We start from the raw sequence: 16581 nt of genomic DNA, 5'->3' as shown, positions 1-16581 counted from the left end.
TACAAAATTAAAAATGATCCTTATAATTGTTGTGTTATTGTCGTAGAGACGTTACAATGCAACATCTCTATGACGACAACGTGTTTTCTCTGTCTGCCTGCATAATGCTTTCCAGTTCCTCAATATATTCACGGGCTACACTGATATATTCCTCATTGTTACGAATGCTTGAAAGATGTTTTAGTGTTTTTTCATCATGAATAAAGAAGGTTTCAGCAGCCCGGGTAGCAGCATCTGCTTTATGTCCGAGTATTTTTAAGGCGTCTACACCCAGGCGCAGACTGGTGTCAAAAGTATCTCTGTAAATATGCATAATACCGGCATTCATCAGATCGTAAGCATCAAAACGATTTGCAGCACGAACAAGAATATACAGATTAGGAAAGTGTTTTTTGATGGTTTCAATCATCAGTAATCTTTTTTCGGTATCATCAATAGCAATAATAATCATTTGTGCTTTATGTGCACCGGCAATCTCAAGCAGTTCCAGTCGTGTAGCATCTCCATAATATACTTTAAGTCCCATACGTCGGAGAACATCTACATTGTCACTATCATTGTCCAGTACGGTTGCTTCAACATTATTAGCACGCAGAAAACGTCCTACGGTGTTTCCAAAGTGACCATAACCAGCTATAATGACGGGATTATCATCATTTTTGACATCACTTTCTTTTTCTTCTTTAATCGGTTGTCGGCTACATATTTTAGGAACAATAAATCGGTCACTGAGCATCATGATTAGTGGGGTAAATGCCATACTCAGGGCAACAACAGCAACAAGACTATCTGTTATTTCTTTTGGGAGTATACCCTGTTGCAGTGAAAAACTGAGTAAAACAAAGGCAAATTCTCCGACCTGACAGAGTCCAAAACTAAAAATGAAGTTTTGTGCTGTACTGACCTTAAATATTTTACCGATTATAAACAGAACTATTGCCTTACAGAACATTAATCCGAAAACCAGCCCAAAAATAACTAAAGGTTCATTAAAGATCAGTCTGAAATCAATTGAAGCACCTACTGCTATAAAAAACAATCCCAGTAGTAATCCTTTAAAAGGATCAATAGCACTTTCTAGTTCATGTCTATATTCACTATTTGCCAGTACAACACCGGCAAGAAAAGCACCCAGCGCAGGACTAAGTCCTACAGAGGTCATTAATATGGTAATTCCTATAATCAGTAATAATGCAGTAGCAGTGAACATTTCACGTAATCCTGTTTTTGCCATAATTCTAAAAATAGGACGGATCAGATATTTTCCGATCAGAATGACCAGTGCAATGGAGGAGAATACAATCAGGGTTTGTATCCAGGGAGCAAAAGTATGTAATTCTAAAGAGGAATTGTTTGTTACAGAGGCAGAACTTTGCTTAATATTAGATAATAAAGGGAAAAAGGCAAGCATCGGAATTACTGCCATATCCTGAAATAATAATACGGAAAAAGAACTTTGTCCGGATTCAGATTTCATCAGACCTTTTTCATTCAGAGTCTGCATTACAATAGCAGTAGAGGACATAGAAACTACCATGCCAATGGCTAGAGCTTGTTTCCATTCGATATTCAGTACTAAAGACAGACCTCCTACGATTAGTGTAGTAAACAGTACCTGCAAACCGCCCATACCTATAATAGATCGACGCATTTTCCATAAACGATAGGGTTGTAATTCCAGACCAATCACAAAGAGCATCATCACAACACCAAATTCAGCAAAGTGCATTATATCATGACTTTCTATTCCGATGATCTTGAAACAGGAGGGACCGATCAGAACACCTGCTATCAGATAGCCGAGAACAGAACCAAGAGAGAGTCTTTTAGCTATAGGGACCATAATGACAGCAGCGGTGAGATAGATCATTGCTTGAAAAAGGAAGGATTCTTTCATGTGATTATAATATATTGTTATTCAGAATTAAAAGTAATCTGTCTGATTTTTTTTTAGACAGAAAAGAGTTTTATTTCTAATTGTTACAGTTATTTTTAATAGTGACAGAGTGGTTTTATTACTTGATAAAATTAAAGAATAAATATATAATTTCCATGTCTTTTTAATTTATACAATAGGAATAGTATTTTTTAATATATATTAAAATTTTTAATTTAAAACAGGTGCTTGTTTCTTTTTTTGATGTTGTTTTAAGTTTATTTAAGTATTCACATTATAAAAATTAAAAAAATAACATATTTCTTTTTGTATCCAACATAGATACTGTTTTAAAGTTTAAAACATGATAAAAATCATAATAAAGGATGATTAAGTCTTTTATTTTTGTTATAGTAATTAATCGATAATATTTAATTTAAGGATCATGAAGTTTAAAACAAAAATTAAGAAATTAAGGAAGTGGAGTTACGTTGCTATGGGGCTGCTTTTAGTAACAGGTTTTTCTTCTTGCAAAGATTCGTCCGTTAAGCAGACAGTAAATGGGGAGCATATTAAAACGGAAGGACAGATGGTAGCTGAACTGACAGCCCCACCTTTTGTTCCGGCACCGGTGGGAAACAGAAAAGCGATGAAATTAGTTGTGAATATGGAAATTATTGAGAAAGAAGGGGAGATGGTGGATGGAGTCAAATATGTCTACTGGACTTTTGGAGGTTCAGTACCGGGAAGTTTCATCAGAACAAGAGTAGGTGATGAGGTAGAATTCCATTTAAAAAATCATCCGGATAATAAGCTTCCACATAACATCGATTTACATGCTGTAACTGGTCCGGGAGGAGGAGCTGAGTCTTCATTAGTGGCACCGGGTCATGAGAAAACATTCTCTTTTAAAACTTTGAATCCGGGATTATATGTTTATCATTGTGCTACAGCACCTGTAGGGATGCATATTGCAAATGGTATGTATGGTTTGATTTTAGTAGAACCAGAGGGAGGATTGCCTCCGGTTGATAAAGAGTACTACGTTATGCAGGGTGATTTTTACACCGTAGGGCAATATGGAGAAAGAGGAACACAACCTTTTGATATGAAAAAAGCAATCAATGAAGATCCTGATTATGTTGTGTTTAATGGTAAAGTAGGGGCGCTGATAGGAGATAATGCTATTACAGCAAATGTTGGTGAAACCGTTCGTTTATTTGTAGGTAACGGTGGACCGAATTTAGTATCATCATTTCACATTATAGGTGAAATATTCGACAAAGTTCATGTAGAAGGAGGAAGCATGGTTAATGAAAATGTTCAAACTACGTTAGTTCCTGCTGGAGGTGCTGCGATAGTAGACTTAAAGGTGGAGGTCCCTGGTAATTTTGTTATTGTAGATCACTCTATTTTTAGAGCCTTTAACAAAGGAGCTTTGGGGATATTAAAAGTTACGGGAGAGAAAAACGAAAGTATATATTCAGGTACAATACAGGAAGGTATTTATTTACCGGAAGGGGGTACTATTCAGAATATGCCTGTAGCTGATAAAGATATAAAATCAACAGCGCCAAAGTCATTTGAAAAGCAATTTTCGAATGGTAAAGCAATTTACATGAGAACCTGTTTTGCTTGTCATCAGAGTGAAGGACAAGGTATACCAAGTGCATTCCCTCCATTGGCAAAATCAGATTATCTAAATGAAAATGTAGACAGAGCGATTAGTGCTATTATTCATGGTTTAACTGGTGAAATAGTGGTTAACGGCGAGAAATTCAATAGTGTGATGACCAGTCAGAATTTGTCTGACGACGATATTGTGGATGTTTTAACATATGTATATAACAGTTGGGGAAATAATAAATCTAAAGTTACGCCAGAGATGGTTAAATCTGTAAGAAATAAATAATCAAAAGTGTGATGTTAAAATCCAATGGTTTTAAAGTTAGTATTTGTCTGTTTCTATTAAGTGTGTTTGGGATAACATTTGCTCAGGAGACAAAAATGGTTACCGTAAAAGGAGGGAATTATGTCCCTCTTTACGGAGCCGATGTTGATGGCGAAAGAGTAAAAGTAGCTTCTTTTCAGATGGATGTTTATCCAGTTACGAATGCACAATATCTGGAGTTCCTGAAAACGAATCCGGACTGGCGCAGATCGAAAGTAAAAAAATTGTTTGCTGACGGTAGATATCTTATAAACTGGGAAAGTGATCTGAGTTATGGAAAAGGCAATCTTAGTAATGCTCCTGTAACAAATATTTCATGGTTTGCTGCTAAAAAATATTGTGAATGCCAAGGAAAAAGACTACCTACTATGGATGAGTGGGAGTATACAGCAATGGCTGATGAAAAATTAACAGATGCCAGAACTAAAGAGGAGTTTAATAACTATATTCTGTCATGGTATGAAAAGACTAAAACTCAGAATAATCCGGTTGGAAGCACTTTTAAAAATTATTGGGGAGTTTATGATCTGCATGGTTTAGTTTGGGAATGGACTTCAGACTTTAATTCTGTATTTATTTCAGGAGAATCAAGAAAAGCAATGCAGGGAGATTCTAATTTATTTTGTGGAAGCAGTTCTGTGGGAGCATCTGATCTGATGAATTATGCTGCTTTTATGAGATATGCTTTCAGAGGAAGTATTAAAGCAAATTATGATATTAAAAATTTAGGTTTTCGCTGTGCTAAAAACTTATAAAAGTAGTTTGTTTGTTAAAGAATACAATAAAATTTTTAAAATGATTCAGGATATAAAAATTTGATATGAAAAAATATATAATAGTATTGGTACTATTCACAATGCAGGCCTGTAATACTAATTCAAAAGAAAAACTGACTGAGGTAAAAGCAGAAGAAAAATCGATTTCAGAATTATCTATTTATAATCTTCCGTCAAAATGGACAAATCAGGATGGTAAAGATGTTGAACTGAAAGAGCTCAAAGGAGATGTTTTAGTAATGGTTATGATTTATACTTCATGTAAGGCAGCTTGTCCGAGATTAGTAGCTGATATGCGTCATATAGAACAGCGATTAGAAGATAAGATTAAAAAGAATGTAAAATTTGTTCTGGTCAGTATTGATCCGGAAGTGGATACACCTGAGCGTCTAAAAGCTTTTTCTATTGAAAATAAAATGGATGGTAATCAATGGGTTTTCTTGCGTTCCAATGAAGAGAACACTAGAGAATTTGCCGCTGTTTTAGCAGTAAATTATAAAAAAATATCACCGATAGATTTTTCACATTCTAATATTATAAGTGTTTTTAATGCAGAAGGTGAACTTTATTTTCAGCAGGAAGGATTAGGAGTAAGCTATGATGAAACGATAAAGAAAGTTACTGAAGCTGTAAACGCCATCTAAAAAATAAATCAATGAGACGGATAAAAATTACCGGTTTATTGTTCTTTGGAATGATGAGTGCAGGACTCTTTGCCCAGAAATTAGACGTAGATCTGCAGTTGAGACCGCGTTTTGAATACAGAAACGGTTTTAAAACGATATTAAAAGAAACGGATAATCCCGCTTCTTTTGTTTCACAGCGTTCCAGACTGAATATTAATTTTGAAGAAGATAAACTAAAACTAAAAATATCCCTTCAGAATGTAAGAGTATGGGGAGATGTCCCAACGAATACGATGTCTGATAAGAACGGAGTTACTTTTTTTGAAGCATATGGTCAGTATGAATTTGCAGAAAATTGGAATATTAAAGTGGGAAGGCAGGTTTTGTCCTATGATAATCAGAGAATCTTTGGAGAAGTAGACTGGACACAACAGGCACAAAGTCATGATGCTGCCGTTATTACCTATAAAAATATTAATAACCGATTAGATATCGGGGGAGCACTAAATGCCGATTCTGAAGACATTATAGAAAAACAGTATCAGACCAAAAATTATAAATCCATGCAGTATATCTGGTTCAATACTAATCTGACCCCTTTTAAAATAAGTCTACTATTTTTGAATACAGGATATGAATTCTTAAAAACAGAAGAAGATTTTAAAGTAAATTACAGTCAGACCATAGGAACATTTTGGGTGTTTAGTAAAGGAAGTTTTGATGCAGATGCAGCTACTTACACACAAATGGGAAAGCGTGATAATAATACCGTGGATGCCTGGAATTTTGCAGCTAATCTGAATTATAAAATAAGTGACAGATGGAAAGTAGGTTTGGGATATGAATATCTTTCCGGAAAAAGTACAGATGATACTAGTACTGAAGTGAAATCATTTACCCCTCTTTTTGGTACTAACCATGCTTTTAACGGATATATGGATTATTTTTATGTAGGGAACCATATCAATTCTGTAGGATTATCAGATCTGAATGTAAAGATAAATTATAAAATAAAAAAATTGAAGTTTGCCTTAATACCACATATTTTCTTTTCTGCAGCAGATGTTGTTACTACAGATGCTAAAGTAATGGATAAGTATTTAGGAACTGAGATTGATTTTACAGGAGGTTATCAGTTTCATAAAGATGTTACATTAGGTTTTGGATATTCTCATATGTTTGCGTCCAGTACACTGGAAGTATTAAAAGGAGGAGGAAATGCTGATACTAATAATTGGGTATGGATATCTCTTACTATCAATCCCGGAATATTTTCTTATAGTAAATAGAGTTTTAATTATTAATTCAAATGAAAAGACTGCTTATTCTATTTAGAGAGAGCAGTCTTTTTTATTGATTTGTTTTGATTACCGACATATTTAAAGTCCTCCAAAACGCATAGTAGACCCTACGATAAGCATTGTGACACCAATAAGGGTTACAGCTACAACATGAAAGGCCAATTCAACAAGATTCTTTTGGCTTAATTTAGGTATTATAAAAAGGCGGGCATGGATAGCCAGAGCTAATGTAGTGAGTAATAGGATTAGCTTTACAGACACGACTTTTTCTACAGGATTTGAAAAAGAGAACCATAATGCTATTCCGACACCATATTTATAGGCCATCATAATACCGGTAATTACTAATATAAGAAGAGAGGGAAGACCAATGGGCTCAAAATGTTTTTCGAAATTAGAGATGATCTCTGTATCTTTCTTTTTTAAAGCTTCCGGCAGATAGCGGAATAGTAATAATAAATGACCGCCTACCCATATTGCAGCGCAGACAAGGTGCAGGATTAATAATAAATGATGACTCATACTATTGATTTTTTAGATTTGAAAAGAGAAATAATAAGGAATAGTAAACCAGCTGGAAGCCCGATACTGGCAATAAAAAGAGTAATGTAATAATCAGGGAGCATTCCTTTTCCCAGATAAAAGAAAATACCCTGAGTAAAAAGTAATATTTCTGTAATGACAAAACAAACTATAAACAGGATTATACCTGTTTTTGAAGTTCTGTTCTTACTGTTAAACAGATTGATCCCAGTGATAAAAGCAAACAGGAATCCGGTAATTAGTCCTAGCATGGATAAATGAATAAATCCAATTACAAAATTTCGTATTGTATGTGAAAGTACCATTATTTCCGGAAGAAAAGTAACAGATTGAATTCCTGTTTTCAGGAATAAAGAGATAAATGCAAAACTGTAAAGCAACTTTGTTACAGGTTGTAACGGTGCTATAAATTTTTTATAATGCGGGCGTATTAGCTGAATAAAAGCAATAATACTGATAAGTTGTGTTAGTAGTCCCAGCCCGTTGATCCATTGTAATAGCGGAATCGGAATGTACCAACTTACCGGCAGAGCAAAGGTTAAAAAGGTAGCTATAATCAGAGAATAGAAAAACCAGTTAAAGGTAGTGTTATTCAGGTCACATTTTGTTTTTCGGAGCTGATTTAGAAAAAGTGCTAATACTCCAAATAAGAACCATCCGTTAAACTGGAAATGAATAAAAAACTGAATTGCAGTCTGATAAAAAGCAGAACCTTTTCCTCCTGTTGTGGCTACAGGACCCAGACACCAGACACCAATGGTGGAAAACAACATGAAAAGTAATGCAGTGAGTAATATTTTTTTTTCTGCTGAGGTATCTGTTTTATGATCTTTCCAGACCCTGTAACAAAAATAATAACTGCAGAAGATATGTAGGGTTGAAAAGAATATTGAAATTATAGCATATCCCTGAACAGGGAAACTGAATATCATACCGACAATTGAAATCTGAGTGATCCAGAATAATCGGTTGTACTTTTTCTCTGAAGATTGGTTTTTTGGAATAAAATAATGAAAAATAAAAGAATACAACGTCAAATAGACCCAGCCTAACATTGCGGTATGCGAATGTCCATGTATGAGATAAGTATAGTTAATATTTAATGGATTAACATAAACATAACGTAGTACAACTCCCATGCCCGCTGCAATGCAGAAATTGATCAGACAAGTTATTAACCAGCTTTTTTTCATCACAAAATAAGGGTTTATAATAACTTTTAAATTTTTTTAATGTCGTATTCTTTTATTCAAACTAAACTAAAACTAATTTAAACTTTCGTTTTTATATTTTAATTTACGTTCATTTCAAATTTTTTCTCTAATTCGATAGATTTAGGGAATAAAATATTGTTTTCCAAATGAATGTGTTTATGAAGATCATTTTCAAATTCTTCCAGCATCGCATAAGTAATTTTATAAGTGTTGCATGCATCAGCAGGAGGAGTATAATTATTCGTTAATTCTGCTATTTTTCTAAAGCGTTCTCCTTCATTATCATGTTCTTCCATCATCATTGCAACCGGGTTTTCTACAGTACCGAAATGAGGTGCATCAACAGGTGTTTCACTGATCTTTGCAGCTATCATTTTTCTAATGAAAGGAAATAAAATCAATTCTTCTTTTTTAAGATGCGCCGCTAGTTCCTGAGCGGATTGCATGAATAATTCATTCACTTCAAATAATTCCGGATGATTTTCACCATGTACGCGACAGAGTTTGTTCAGAAATTGTGACAGAACAGGAGTTTTTTCTTCAATATAACGATGATGTGTTTTTTCCACATAATCCGTTAACAAATCTAAAGGCCACGTTTTATAATCGATAGTCTGATTCTCTTTATTTGCCAAAACCTCATCTAAAACCTCAAGAAGCTGGTCTGTTGCAATAGATTTTTTTTCGCATACTTCTTCTATGGTTCTGTGACCTTTACAGCAAAAGTCAATCCCGTATTTTGAAAATATAGCAGCAGTTCTGTAATCCTGTGCTACAATTTCTCCAATAGTCATTTTTATAGATGTTTTCATATTTTATATATTTTAATGTCTTACAAATATAAGATTATTTTTTAATATCGGACAAAACTGTCTTTTATTATTGTTAAAAAAATGGTATTTTTTACGATACCATTTTTAGTTAAATTTATTCTGCAATAAGTTTACCTTTCATTAAAGCAAAGTGTGCAGGGAATGTACATAAAAAGTCATAAGTTCCTTTTTCAGGTACAGTGAATTTAATAGTAGTAGATTCACCTCCACCAATTGTTTTAGTATGAGCAATTACTTTGTCAGCTTCATCAGCCGGAATATAATCGTTATCTTTATCAGCAGCAGCTTTTTGAGCAAAAGAGGTAACATCAGTACCTTCTTTTAATAAAACAAAGTTATGTCCCATCATATTTTTGTCCATTTTACCGGTATGTGTTAATACAAGAGTTACTTCTTCTCCTGCTTTCACTTTTATTTCAGTTAAGTTGAACTGCATTTGGTCATTTCCTTCTAACTGTATTGCATTTTCATCAATTGCTTCGGCGGTTTCCACAGGAGTTTGTTCGGTGGTTGTTTCTACTTGCTCCGTTTTGTTGTCTTTTTTTTCTCCACCGCATGAAGCTAATGTGAATACAGCTGCTAAAGCTAAAGCTGAAATGTTCAATGATTTTCTCATGATTTGATTGTTTTAAATGATTATAAATTAATTATGTTAGTTTTAGTATATTGTTCTTTAATGTATATTAGAGTTGCGATAATACTCAATTTTATAATTGAACATTTCTGCCATTTTAGTACCTCTCCATTTAGCTTCTTCTGCTTTTTTTCCTTCAAAAAGGGCGTCAACTGTTCCGTAAAAAATATTGATCCACTGATCAAAATGTTTTTTTTCTACTTCCAGTCTGGCATGAGGAGCGAAAGGACTTCCTTTATAGGTGTGCTCATCGAGCAGAACAGTCTGCCAGAAGCGATACATTTTCTCTAAATGTTCTGACCAGCGACCTTGTAGTTTTTCATTAAAAACTGGACCTAATAATTCATCCTTTCTGACGTTATCATAAAAGGTATTTACTAATAATTTAATGTCATTGATGTCTAAAATTTCTTTTGTCATTTTTCAATTGTTTTCAGAAATCGAAATCTGTCTAAAATTACAACTATTAGATTAAATTTTCAAATAAGTTGTGCCTGATTTTATGCCCAGAGCTAATTCTTCCAGATTTGTGGTGCATAGCATCGTTTTCAGACTTTCCCGAATAAATTTAAATTTTTCATGAACAGGGCAGGGGTGTAATTCGGAACATTCCCGTAAACCTAAGCCACATCCGTTATATATAGAGTCGCCATCTATTGCAGAAACAACCTGCGATAGTTTTATAGAGGACATCGTTGTTTTTGGAATATCAAAACCTCCCGTTGGTCCTTTTGTTGAATTAATAATATTATTCTTTACTAAAATCTGTAATATTTTTGCGGTAAAAGCTTCCGGTGAATCAATCTGCTTCGCTATATCTTTAAGCCCTACACGATTACCTTTATATGATTCAGAGGCTATAAAAATAGTTGCCCGAATGCCATACTCACAAGTTTTTGAAAACATTCCCGATTTATTTTAAGATAATACAAATATACTTTAAATTTTCAATTTAGGATGGTTTTATCCGAATATAATACAAGGTTAGATGTTTTTATAAATTAGACAGCTATCCGGCTATCTAAAAATTAAATCGTATTATAAACTGAACTCGGGTAGCATTTCTGAAAGGACAAATAGCAATAATAAAACAGAATGCAGAATATATTTTATATTTATTAAGTAATTTTTATTAATTTGAATCAAGAGCTCCTGTCAGTAAGTTTAGATTAGTCAGTAATAATCTGTAATTGGACTGTGCAGAAAGCAAATCTGCTTTTGCTTTTAATAAAAAAGCTTCACTTTCCAGCATTTCCTGTTTGAGTTTTAAGCCCGTTTCAAAACCGTTTTTAATTAATCGGTTCTCTTCCCGGCGAAAAATAAGTACTTCTTCAGACAACTGTACTAATTCTAATGCTTCAGTTATATCAGAATAAGCTTTCCGAATATCAATACCATTATTTTCAGCTAAATTAGTCTGATATTCAACAGCCTGTTGATTTTGTAATTTTCTTTGTCTCAGAATAGATTTTTTATTTCCAAAATCAAAAATATTCCAGCTCAGTCTCGCCCCTCCCGTGAATCCATTAGTTTCATACCCTGAGAACAGATTGAGATAAGAGTATCCTGCAAAAACACCTACACTTGGCAGATAATCGTTCTGCGCAGCCGCAATAGCTTGATCAGTTTTCAGTATATTGTTTTGAGCTATAATTATCTCAGGATTAGATGTTTTTGATTTTTCAGTATAATATTCCAGAGGTCTCAGTTGTTCTATTCTGAATTTTTCTTCTTTTAACAGAATATCAGACGTTTTAAGACCCGTGATCTGGATCAGTTTTTCCTGATAGTTATTAATCTTATTTTTAGTCTGTAACAAGATCTGTTTTTGACGTAATATATCTGCTTTTAATGCATATCGATTTACAATATTGCTTTTTCCGGCAAGAATAGTACTTTCAACGTCATATAATTTTGTTTCAGATAGTTGAAGATTAATTTCAGCTTCTTCCTTTTCACGCTGTGCAATGAGCAGACCAAAATAGAGTTGTTCAACTCCCTGTTGTATCTTTAATTGCGCTTTTAAGGTTTCAGCAGAAGCAGTAACAGTTTCATTTTTTGCTATTTTGAGACCATTTCCCACTTTAAATAGTTCAGTTATAGGTTGATAAGCAAAAACACCGGCAGAATAAATATTGTTATTCAGATCTAAATTATCAATAGAAGGGAGCGGAATAGGTAAGGTGCCAAGAGGTCCTAACGGAATATTCAGTTGGTTTGAATGGTTACTGTAAACATAAAGACCATCTGCCATAATGATCGGAAAATATTTAGACCGGGCTTCTTTTATTTTTTCAGCACTTTCTTCTGTTTTCAGATTAGATATTTTGATCAGATGATTACTCTCCAGAGCCAGATTAACAGCAGTAGTAAGATCCAGAGAATCTGTTAACTGTTGAGCAGAGGCAGATTGCACTATAAAAAACAGTACCAGAATTTTCAGAGATGCAGCTAGGTTTTGATTATTCATTGTTTTCAGCATTATCGGATTCTAATAGCTCTTGTTTATCTTTCGGTTTCATTATAGCAACATAAATAACAGGTATTACTAAAAGTGTCATTACCATAGAAAATAGTACACCTATAGAAATCACACTTGCCAGAGGGCTCCACATTGGAGAACCGGAAAGGATCATTGGTAGAACTCCGATCGAAGCAGCCATTGAGGTTAAAAATATAGGACGTAATCTGCGTTTAGCAGATTCAATTGAGGCAGTAGGAATATCCATACCTTCTTTCAGCAGTTCATTAGTATGATCTACTAATATAATAGCATTACGAACTACAATACCGGATAAACTGATTAGTCCGATAAAAGCCGTAAATCCGAAGTTATTATGTGTAAGAATTAATCCCAGTAAAGCTCCAAAGATACTTAACGGAATGGACAACATTACAATAAAAGCTTCTTTCAGGTTGCGGAACTGGAACAACAGGATAAAAAAGATAAGTCCTAAACTGATCGATAAAGCAACGATCATCTGACTGAAAGTTTCTTTTTTATTTTCATCCTCACCACCATATTCAATTCGATACCCTGTAGGAAGTTTTAGTTTTGCTATTTCAGGCTGAATTTTTTTCAGAACCTGAGAAGGCAGGTAATCCGGTGTTGTTTCAGACAGAATTGTCAGTGTTCTCACACCATTTCTGTGCATAATCTTACCGTTTTCCCATTCCGGTGTAAGTGTTGCTATCTGACGTAGCGGAACACTACCCCCGGTTACAGGAGATTTTACATAAAAATCTTCCAGATTATCTGAGTTTTGTCTATTTTCTTTATCCAGTCTGAACAAGATGTCGATTGCGTTATCTCCTTCATACATTGTAGAAACGGGAGCTCCTGAAAAACCGATATAGATTAATTGGGCAATACTGGTTGTTGTAAAACCAAGCCGATTTGCTTCGTCTTTCAAGTGTACTTTTATACCGTAATAATCTTCTGCAAAATCAGAACGTACCAGAAAGCTTCCTTTTTCTTTCTGAGTGATCTGTTTTACGTTAGCACCTATTTCTTTTAATCTATCAATATTATCTCCGATAATTCTTATTTCAATAGGAGCAATTGTAGGAGACCCTTGTTGCATTAAACGCACATGAGGCATTCCTTGCGGAGCAATAGCAGCTACTCTGGATTCAAGATCAGAAGCTAGTTCTTCCGTTGTTTTATCTGTTGTTGTATTGATTAGGATTTGTGCAAAGTTAGTTGCAGGTACTTCCGGTGAAAAATTATAATAAAACCGCGGTGCACTTGTACCGATAAAAGTAGCAAAGCTGGTTACTTTATCTTCTTTCTGAATTAGTTTCTGAATTTTTAAAATTGCTTTTTCCGTTTCTTCCAGTTTTGTTCCGGTAGGCATCCATAAATCAATCACAAACTGATTACGCTCCGCAGCCGGAAAGAATTTTTGTTTAATCCCTGTAAATAATAATCCTGCAAAAACAATAGTAAGAAGACTGCCTGTGATTGTTATTTTAGGGTATTTCATACACCATATTATTGCTTTTTCATAACCATTCTGCATTCTGTCAAGCATTGATGTTTTCTTTGGCTTATCTTCTTTTACAGTACCATGTAATCCTTTTTTTATAAAAGTATAACATAATAAAGGGGTTAGAACCATAGCAATAATAAATGATGAAGCCAATGCAACAGTAACAGTGATCGGCAGAGAAAAGATAAATTCACCCACAGATCCCGTTAAGATAATCATAGGTATAAAAGCAGCGATGATCGTTACCGTTGCTGTAAGTACCGGCACTACAAGCTCTGTAGCACTTCGCCATGCGGCAGTTTTTCGGTCAACTCCTTGATCGAGAAGTTCTACATAATTATCAGCAATTACAATCGCATCATCCACGACCATTCCCAGAACGACAATTAAGGCGGCTAATGAGACCTGATGCAGTTCAATATCAAAGACATGTAAAAGGGCAAAAGTTACCGCAACAGTTACAGGAATTGCTGTAGCAGCAACAGCTGCAATTCTAAAAGGAAGTAGTACAATAACCACAATAACTACAGAAATAATGGCAAGAAAAAATTCATGAATAAAATTGCTGATATTAGCATCCACAATAGCAGGCTGATTAACAATAGTAGATATTTTCACATCACTCGGAATCAGATTTGCAGCATCCGCTAATTTGGTTTTAACTTCTTTTCCAAAGGCAACAATATTATTTCCTTCCTGCATTTCTACTGCCAGAATAATAGCTTTATTTCCGTTTACAGTAGTGATTGTTTTTGGTTCTTCATAGATTCGCTCAATAGTTGCTACATCTTTTAAACGAACGATTTCCCCTGTAGCAGAAGTTCCGATAATCTGCGAAGCAACCTCGTTTTCAGTAGTATAATATCCGGAAGTATACAGAGGAATATCAGAATCGGTTGTTTTTACATTTCCTGATGGGTTTATCGTGTTTTGAGATTGTAATACCTGGATAGTCTGGGGCAGACTAATACCATATTGCACCAGTTTCTGAGAATTTGAAGTAACCAGAATTTGTTCTTTCTGTTCTCCGATACGTTTGATTTTTGAAACAGATTTAACAGTTCTTAGTACATCTTCAATTTTGGCAGCATATTCTTTTAGCTGAGAAAAAGTAGCCATATTAGATTCAATACCAATGACCAGAGCTTCGGTATCACCAAAATCAGAGTTTACAATAGGACCTATAACTTCTTTAGGGAAACTCTGAGCTTTAGCTACTAACAACCCGTTTCGTAGTTTATTCCAGAAGATATCCGGTTGTTTCAGATTTTCCTGTAATTCTACATTGATGATTACGACACCGTCACGAGTGGTAGAATAGGTTTTTTCTTTTCGTACTTCTTCAAACTGAAACAGATATTGCTCCAGCTTTTTAGTGACCTGTTCTTCGACTTGAGCAGAATTAGCTCCAGGATAGTAAGCTACTACTAATCCTGTTCTGATTGTGATTTTAGGATCTTCCCTTCGAGGCATATTAAGCAGGGAATTAATTCCTATTATAAAAATCAGGAATAGAACAGACAGAGTGATTTGAGGATATTTCAGTGAAGATTTTACAATATTCATATCTAATCGGTTATAACGATTAATGTTCCGTCACTGATCTTTTGCTGACCGCCTGTTACCAGTAATTCATTTTCATTTAATCCTGAGATGATCTGTATCCGGTTTTTTTGCAGTGAACCTATTGTAATATTTCTTTTGAACGCTTTATTCGTTTTTGGATCTACCACATAAACATAAGGCTGATTGTTCAGTCCCTGCATTATCGCTTCTGTTGGAATAACAATACCATTCCGGTAAGAAGGGGAGAGAATTTTCATTTCAGCGATCATTCCCGGACGAAGAATCATTTTTGGGTTATTCAGATCCACTTTTACAGAAAAAGCTCTTGTTGTTGCATCCGCCACAGACCCTATTAAATTGATCTTTCCGATGAAAGTAGAATCTAATGATGAAATATATATTTCTGCTTTTTGTCCTATTTTTATATCATGTAACTCTGTTTCAGGAACAGATGCATTTATTTTTACCTTATCGATTTCGGAAAGAATAAGTACCGGCATACCGGAAGAAACAATCTGATCTACTTCAGATTTCTTTTTCAGCACCACTCCGTTAATTGGAGAATAGATTTTACTGTCAGATACATTTTTTGCCTGCAGTTTCTGTTGTGCTTTTGCCTCTTTTAATGTATTGGTGATCTTGTTAAAGTCACTTTCAGTAAGACTCTGACGGTCATACATTATTTTTAAACGATTATATTGATCCTGCGCTTCACTTAAATTTGCAGAAGCGACCTGTTCTCCCAGCTGATAACTAGTAGCATCCAGACTGGAAAGTAACATTCCTTTTGTAATAACAGAACCTTCGTCAACAGCCAGAAAATCAATCTTTCCAGCTACAAGAAAACCTATGCCGATAGTTTTATTACCTTCTATGTTTCCACTCAGAGAAATTACTTTCTGAAAATCCGATTTTTCTATTTTCTGTACAATAACAGGAATTCCTGCAGGAGCGTTTTCAGGGTCATTTATTTTAGAATTACAACCGGATAATAAAATGGTTAAAATAAAGGAAGTTGTATAGAATATTTTTTTTTTCATAAGTATTGTTTTCAAACTAGTTTTGAAATAAATCTTCTATTCTGCCTGTGGCAGATATTTTATAGTATAAAGTAAGTAAATATTTTTTTGTTTTACCAATTAAATAAATTAAATTTCATAAACAGATTCTATTTTAATAATAAATTAAATTTTTAACAAAAAAAACAATAAATAGTTTTTTTTAGAATGTATGTTTTAGTGATACTTTGTGTAGGCACTATAATATATT

At 34.2% G+C, this 16581-nt stretch carries 14 protein-coding genes; 4 read left to right on the top strand and 10 right to left on the bottom strand.

The genetic code is table 11. The features are described 5' to 3' along the window. Positions 1-67 precede the first annotated feature (67 nt). On the bottom strand, positions 68-1897 hold the full coding sequence (locus tag AC4FQX_RS00185) for a monovalent cation:proton antiporter-2 (CPA2) family protein (protein ID WP_491165638.1): 1830 nt from the start codon (positions 1895-1897) through the stop codon (positions 68-70). A 424-nt stretch (positions 1898-2321) separates the two neighbouring features. On the opposite strand from AC4FQX_RS00185, the gene nirK reads away from it, so the two are divergent. From nirK to AC4FQX_RS00165, 4 genes are all read left to right on the top strand, one after another. Continuing rightward, the gene (gene nirK, locus AC4FQX_RS00180; RefSeq protein ID WP_491165637.1) at positions 2322-3788 is read left to right on the top strand and encodes a copper-containing nitrite reductase; all 1467 of its coding nucleotides are present in this window, start codon (positions 2322-2324) and stop codon (positions 3786-3788) included. Positions 3789-3883: 95 nt separating this feature from the next. After that, positions 3884-4582 carry a formylglycine-generating enzyme family protein gene (locus AC4FQX_RS00175; RefSeq protein ID WP_491166298.1) on the top strand — a complete coding sequence of 233 codons (699 nt, stop codon included), beginning with the start codon at positions 3884-3886 and terminating at the stop codon, positions 4580-4582. Positions 4583-4647: 65 nt separating this feature from the next. Then, on the top strand, positions 4648-5247 hold the full coding sequence (locus AC4FQX_RS00170) for an SCO family protein (RefSeq protein ID WP_491165636.1): 600 nt from the start codon (positions 4648-4650) through the stop codon (positions 5245-5247). Positions 5248-5258: 11 nt separating this feature from the next. Next, on the top strand, positions 5259-6518 hold the full coding sequence (locus tag AC4FQX_RS00165; RefSeq protein WP_491165635.1) for an alginate export family protein: 1260 nt from the start codon (positions 5259-5261) through the stop codon (positions 6516-6518). Positions 6519-6608: 90 nt separating this feature from the next. Here AC4FQX_RS00165 and AC4FQX_RS00160 read toward each other — a convergent pair whose 3' ends face one another. From AC4FQX_RS00160 to AC4FQX_RS00120, 9 genes are all read right to left on the bottom strand, one after another. Beyond that, positions 6609-7052, bottom strand: a complete 444-nt coding sequence (locus AC4FQX_RS00160; RefSeq protein WP_491165634.1) for a CopD family protein — start codon at positions 7050-7052, stop codon at positions 6609-6611. After that, positions 7049-8266 carry a hypothetical protein gene (locus tag AC4FQX_RS00155; protein WP_491165633.1) on the bottom strand — a complete coding sequence of 406 codons (1218 nt, stop codon included), beginning with the start codon at positions 8264-8266 and terminating at the stop codon, positions 7049-7051. Before AC4FQX_RS00155 ends, AC4FQX_RS00160 begins: the two co-directional genes overlap by 4 nt. A 98-nt stretch (positions 8267-8364) precedes the next feature. After that, on the bottom strand, positions 8365-9099 hold the full coding sequence (ric, locus tag AC4FQX_RS00150; RefSeq protein WP_491165632.1) for an iron-sulfur cluster repair di-iron protein: 735 nt from the start codon (positions 9097-9099) through the stop codon (positions 8365-8367). Positions 9100-9214: 115 nt separating this feature from the next. Beyond that, positions 9215-9736 carry an azurin gene (azu, locus tag AC4FQX_RS00145; RefSeq protein ID WP_491165631.1) on the bottom strand — a complete coding sequence of 174 codons (522 nt, stop codon included), beginning with the start codon at positions 9734-9736 and terminating at the stop codon, positions 9215-9217. Positions 9737-9793: 57 nt separating this feature from the next. Beyond that, positions 9794-10174 (bottom strand): group III truncated hemoglobin, encoded by a 381-nt coding sequence (locus AC4FQX_RS00140; protein WP_491165630.1) that lies wholly within the window; start codon positions 10172-10174, stop codon positions 9794-9796. A gap of 51 nt (positions 10175-10225) precedes the next feature. Further along, on the bottom strand, positions 10226-10660 hold the full coding sequence (locus tag AC4FQX_RS00135; protein ID WP_491165629.1) for an RrF2 family transcriptional regulator: 435 nt from the start codon (positions 10658-10660) through the stop codon (positions 10226-10228). A 226-nt stretch (positions 10661-10886) separates the two neighbouring features. Then, a complete protein-coding gene (locus AC4FQX_RS00130) occupies positions 10887-12224 on the bottom strand; it encodes a TolC family protein (RefSeq protein ID WP_491165628.1) in 1338 nt (445 codons plus the stop codon). Continuing rightward, a complete protein-coding gene (locus tag AC4FQX_RS00125) occupies positions 12217-15312 on the bottom strand; it encodes an efflux RND transporter permease subunit (RefSeq protein WP_491165627.1) in 3096 nt (1031 codons plus the stop codon). Before AC4FQX_RS00125 ends, AC4FQX_RS00130 begins: the two co-directional genes overlap by 8 nt. Positions 15313-15314: 2 nt before the next feature. Then, positions 15315-16352 carry an efflux RND transporter periplasmic adaptor subunit gene (locus tag AC4FQX_RS00120; protein WP_491165626.1) on the bottom strand — a complete coding sequence of 346 codons (1038 nt, stop codon included), beginning with the start codon at positions 16350-16352 and terminating at the stop codon, positions 15315-15317. Between the last annotated feature and the right edge of the window lie 229 nt (positions 16353-16581).

It is taken from the genome of Flavobacterium sp. AK-301, from assembly GCF_058310215.1.
This window is presented reverse-complemented; position numbering and strand designations above follow the sequence as displayed.

Excerpts from the sequence above, each read along its gene's own strand:
- AC4FQX_RS00135 (WP_491165629.1), bottom strand. The coding sequence starts at position 10,660 with ATGTTTTCAAAAACTTGTGAGTATGGCATTCGGGCAACTATTTTTATA.
- AC4FQX_RS00140 (WP_491165630.1), bottom strand. The coding sequence starts at position 10,174 with ATGACAAAAGAAATTTTAGACATCAATGACATTAAATTATTAGTAAAT.
- AC4FQX_RS00165 (WP_491165635.1), top strand. The coding sequence starts at position 5,259 with ATGAGACGGATAAAAATTACCGGTTTATTGTTCTTTGGAATGATGAGT.
- AC4FQX_RS00130 (WP_491165628.1), bottom strand. The coding sequence starts at position 12,224 with ATGAATAATCAAAACCTAGCTGCATCTCTGAAAATTCTGGTACTGTTT.
- AC4FQX_RS00170 (WP_491165636.1), top strand. The coding sequence starts at position 4,648 with ATGAAAAAATATATAATAGTATTGGTACTATTCACAATGCAGGCCTGT.
- AC4FQX_RS00120 (WP_491165626.1), bottom strand. The coding sequence starts at position 16,352 with ATGAAAAAAAAAATATTCTATACAACTTCCTTTATTTTAACCATTTTA.
- nirK (WP_491165637.1), top strand. The coding sequence starts at position 2,322 with ATGAAGTTTAAAACAAAAATTAAGAAATTAAGGAAGTGGAGTTACGTT.
- AC4FQX_RS00125 (WP_491165627.1), bottom strand. The coding sequence starts at position 15,312 with ATGAATATTGTAAAATCTTCACTGAAATATCCTCAAATCACTCTGTCT.
- ric (WP_491165632.1), bottom strand. The coding sequence starts at position 9,099 with ATGAAAACATCTATAAAAATGACTATTGGAGAAATTGTAGCACAGGAT.
- azu (WP_491165631.1), bottom strand. The coding sequence starts at position 9,736 with ATGAGAAAATCATTGAACATTTCAGCTTTAGCTTTAGCAGCTGTATTC.
- AC4FQX_RS00155 (WP_491165633.1), bottom strand. The coding sequence starts at position 8,266 with ATGAAAAAAAGCTGGTTAATAACTTGTCTGATCAATTTCTGCATTGCA.
- AC4FQX_RS00160 (WP_491165634.1), bottom strand. The coding sequence starts at position 7,052 with ATGAGTCATCATTTATTATTAATCCTGCACCTTGTCTGCGCTGCAATA.
- AC4FQX_RS00175 (WP_491166298.1), top strand. The coding sequence starts at position 3,884 with ATGGTTACCGTAAAAGGAGGGAATTATGTCCCTCTTTACGGAGCCGAT.
- AC4FQX_RS00185 (WP_491165638.1), bottom strand. The coding sequence starts at position 1,897 with ATGAAAGAATCCTTCCTTTTTCAAGCAATGATCTATCTCACCGCTGCT.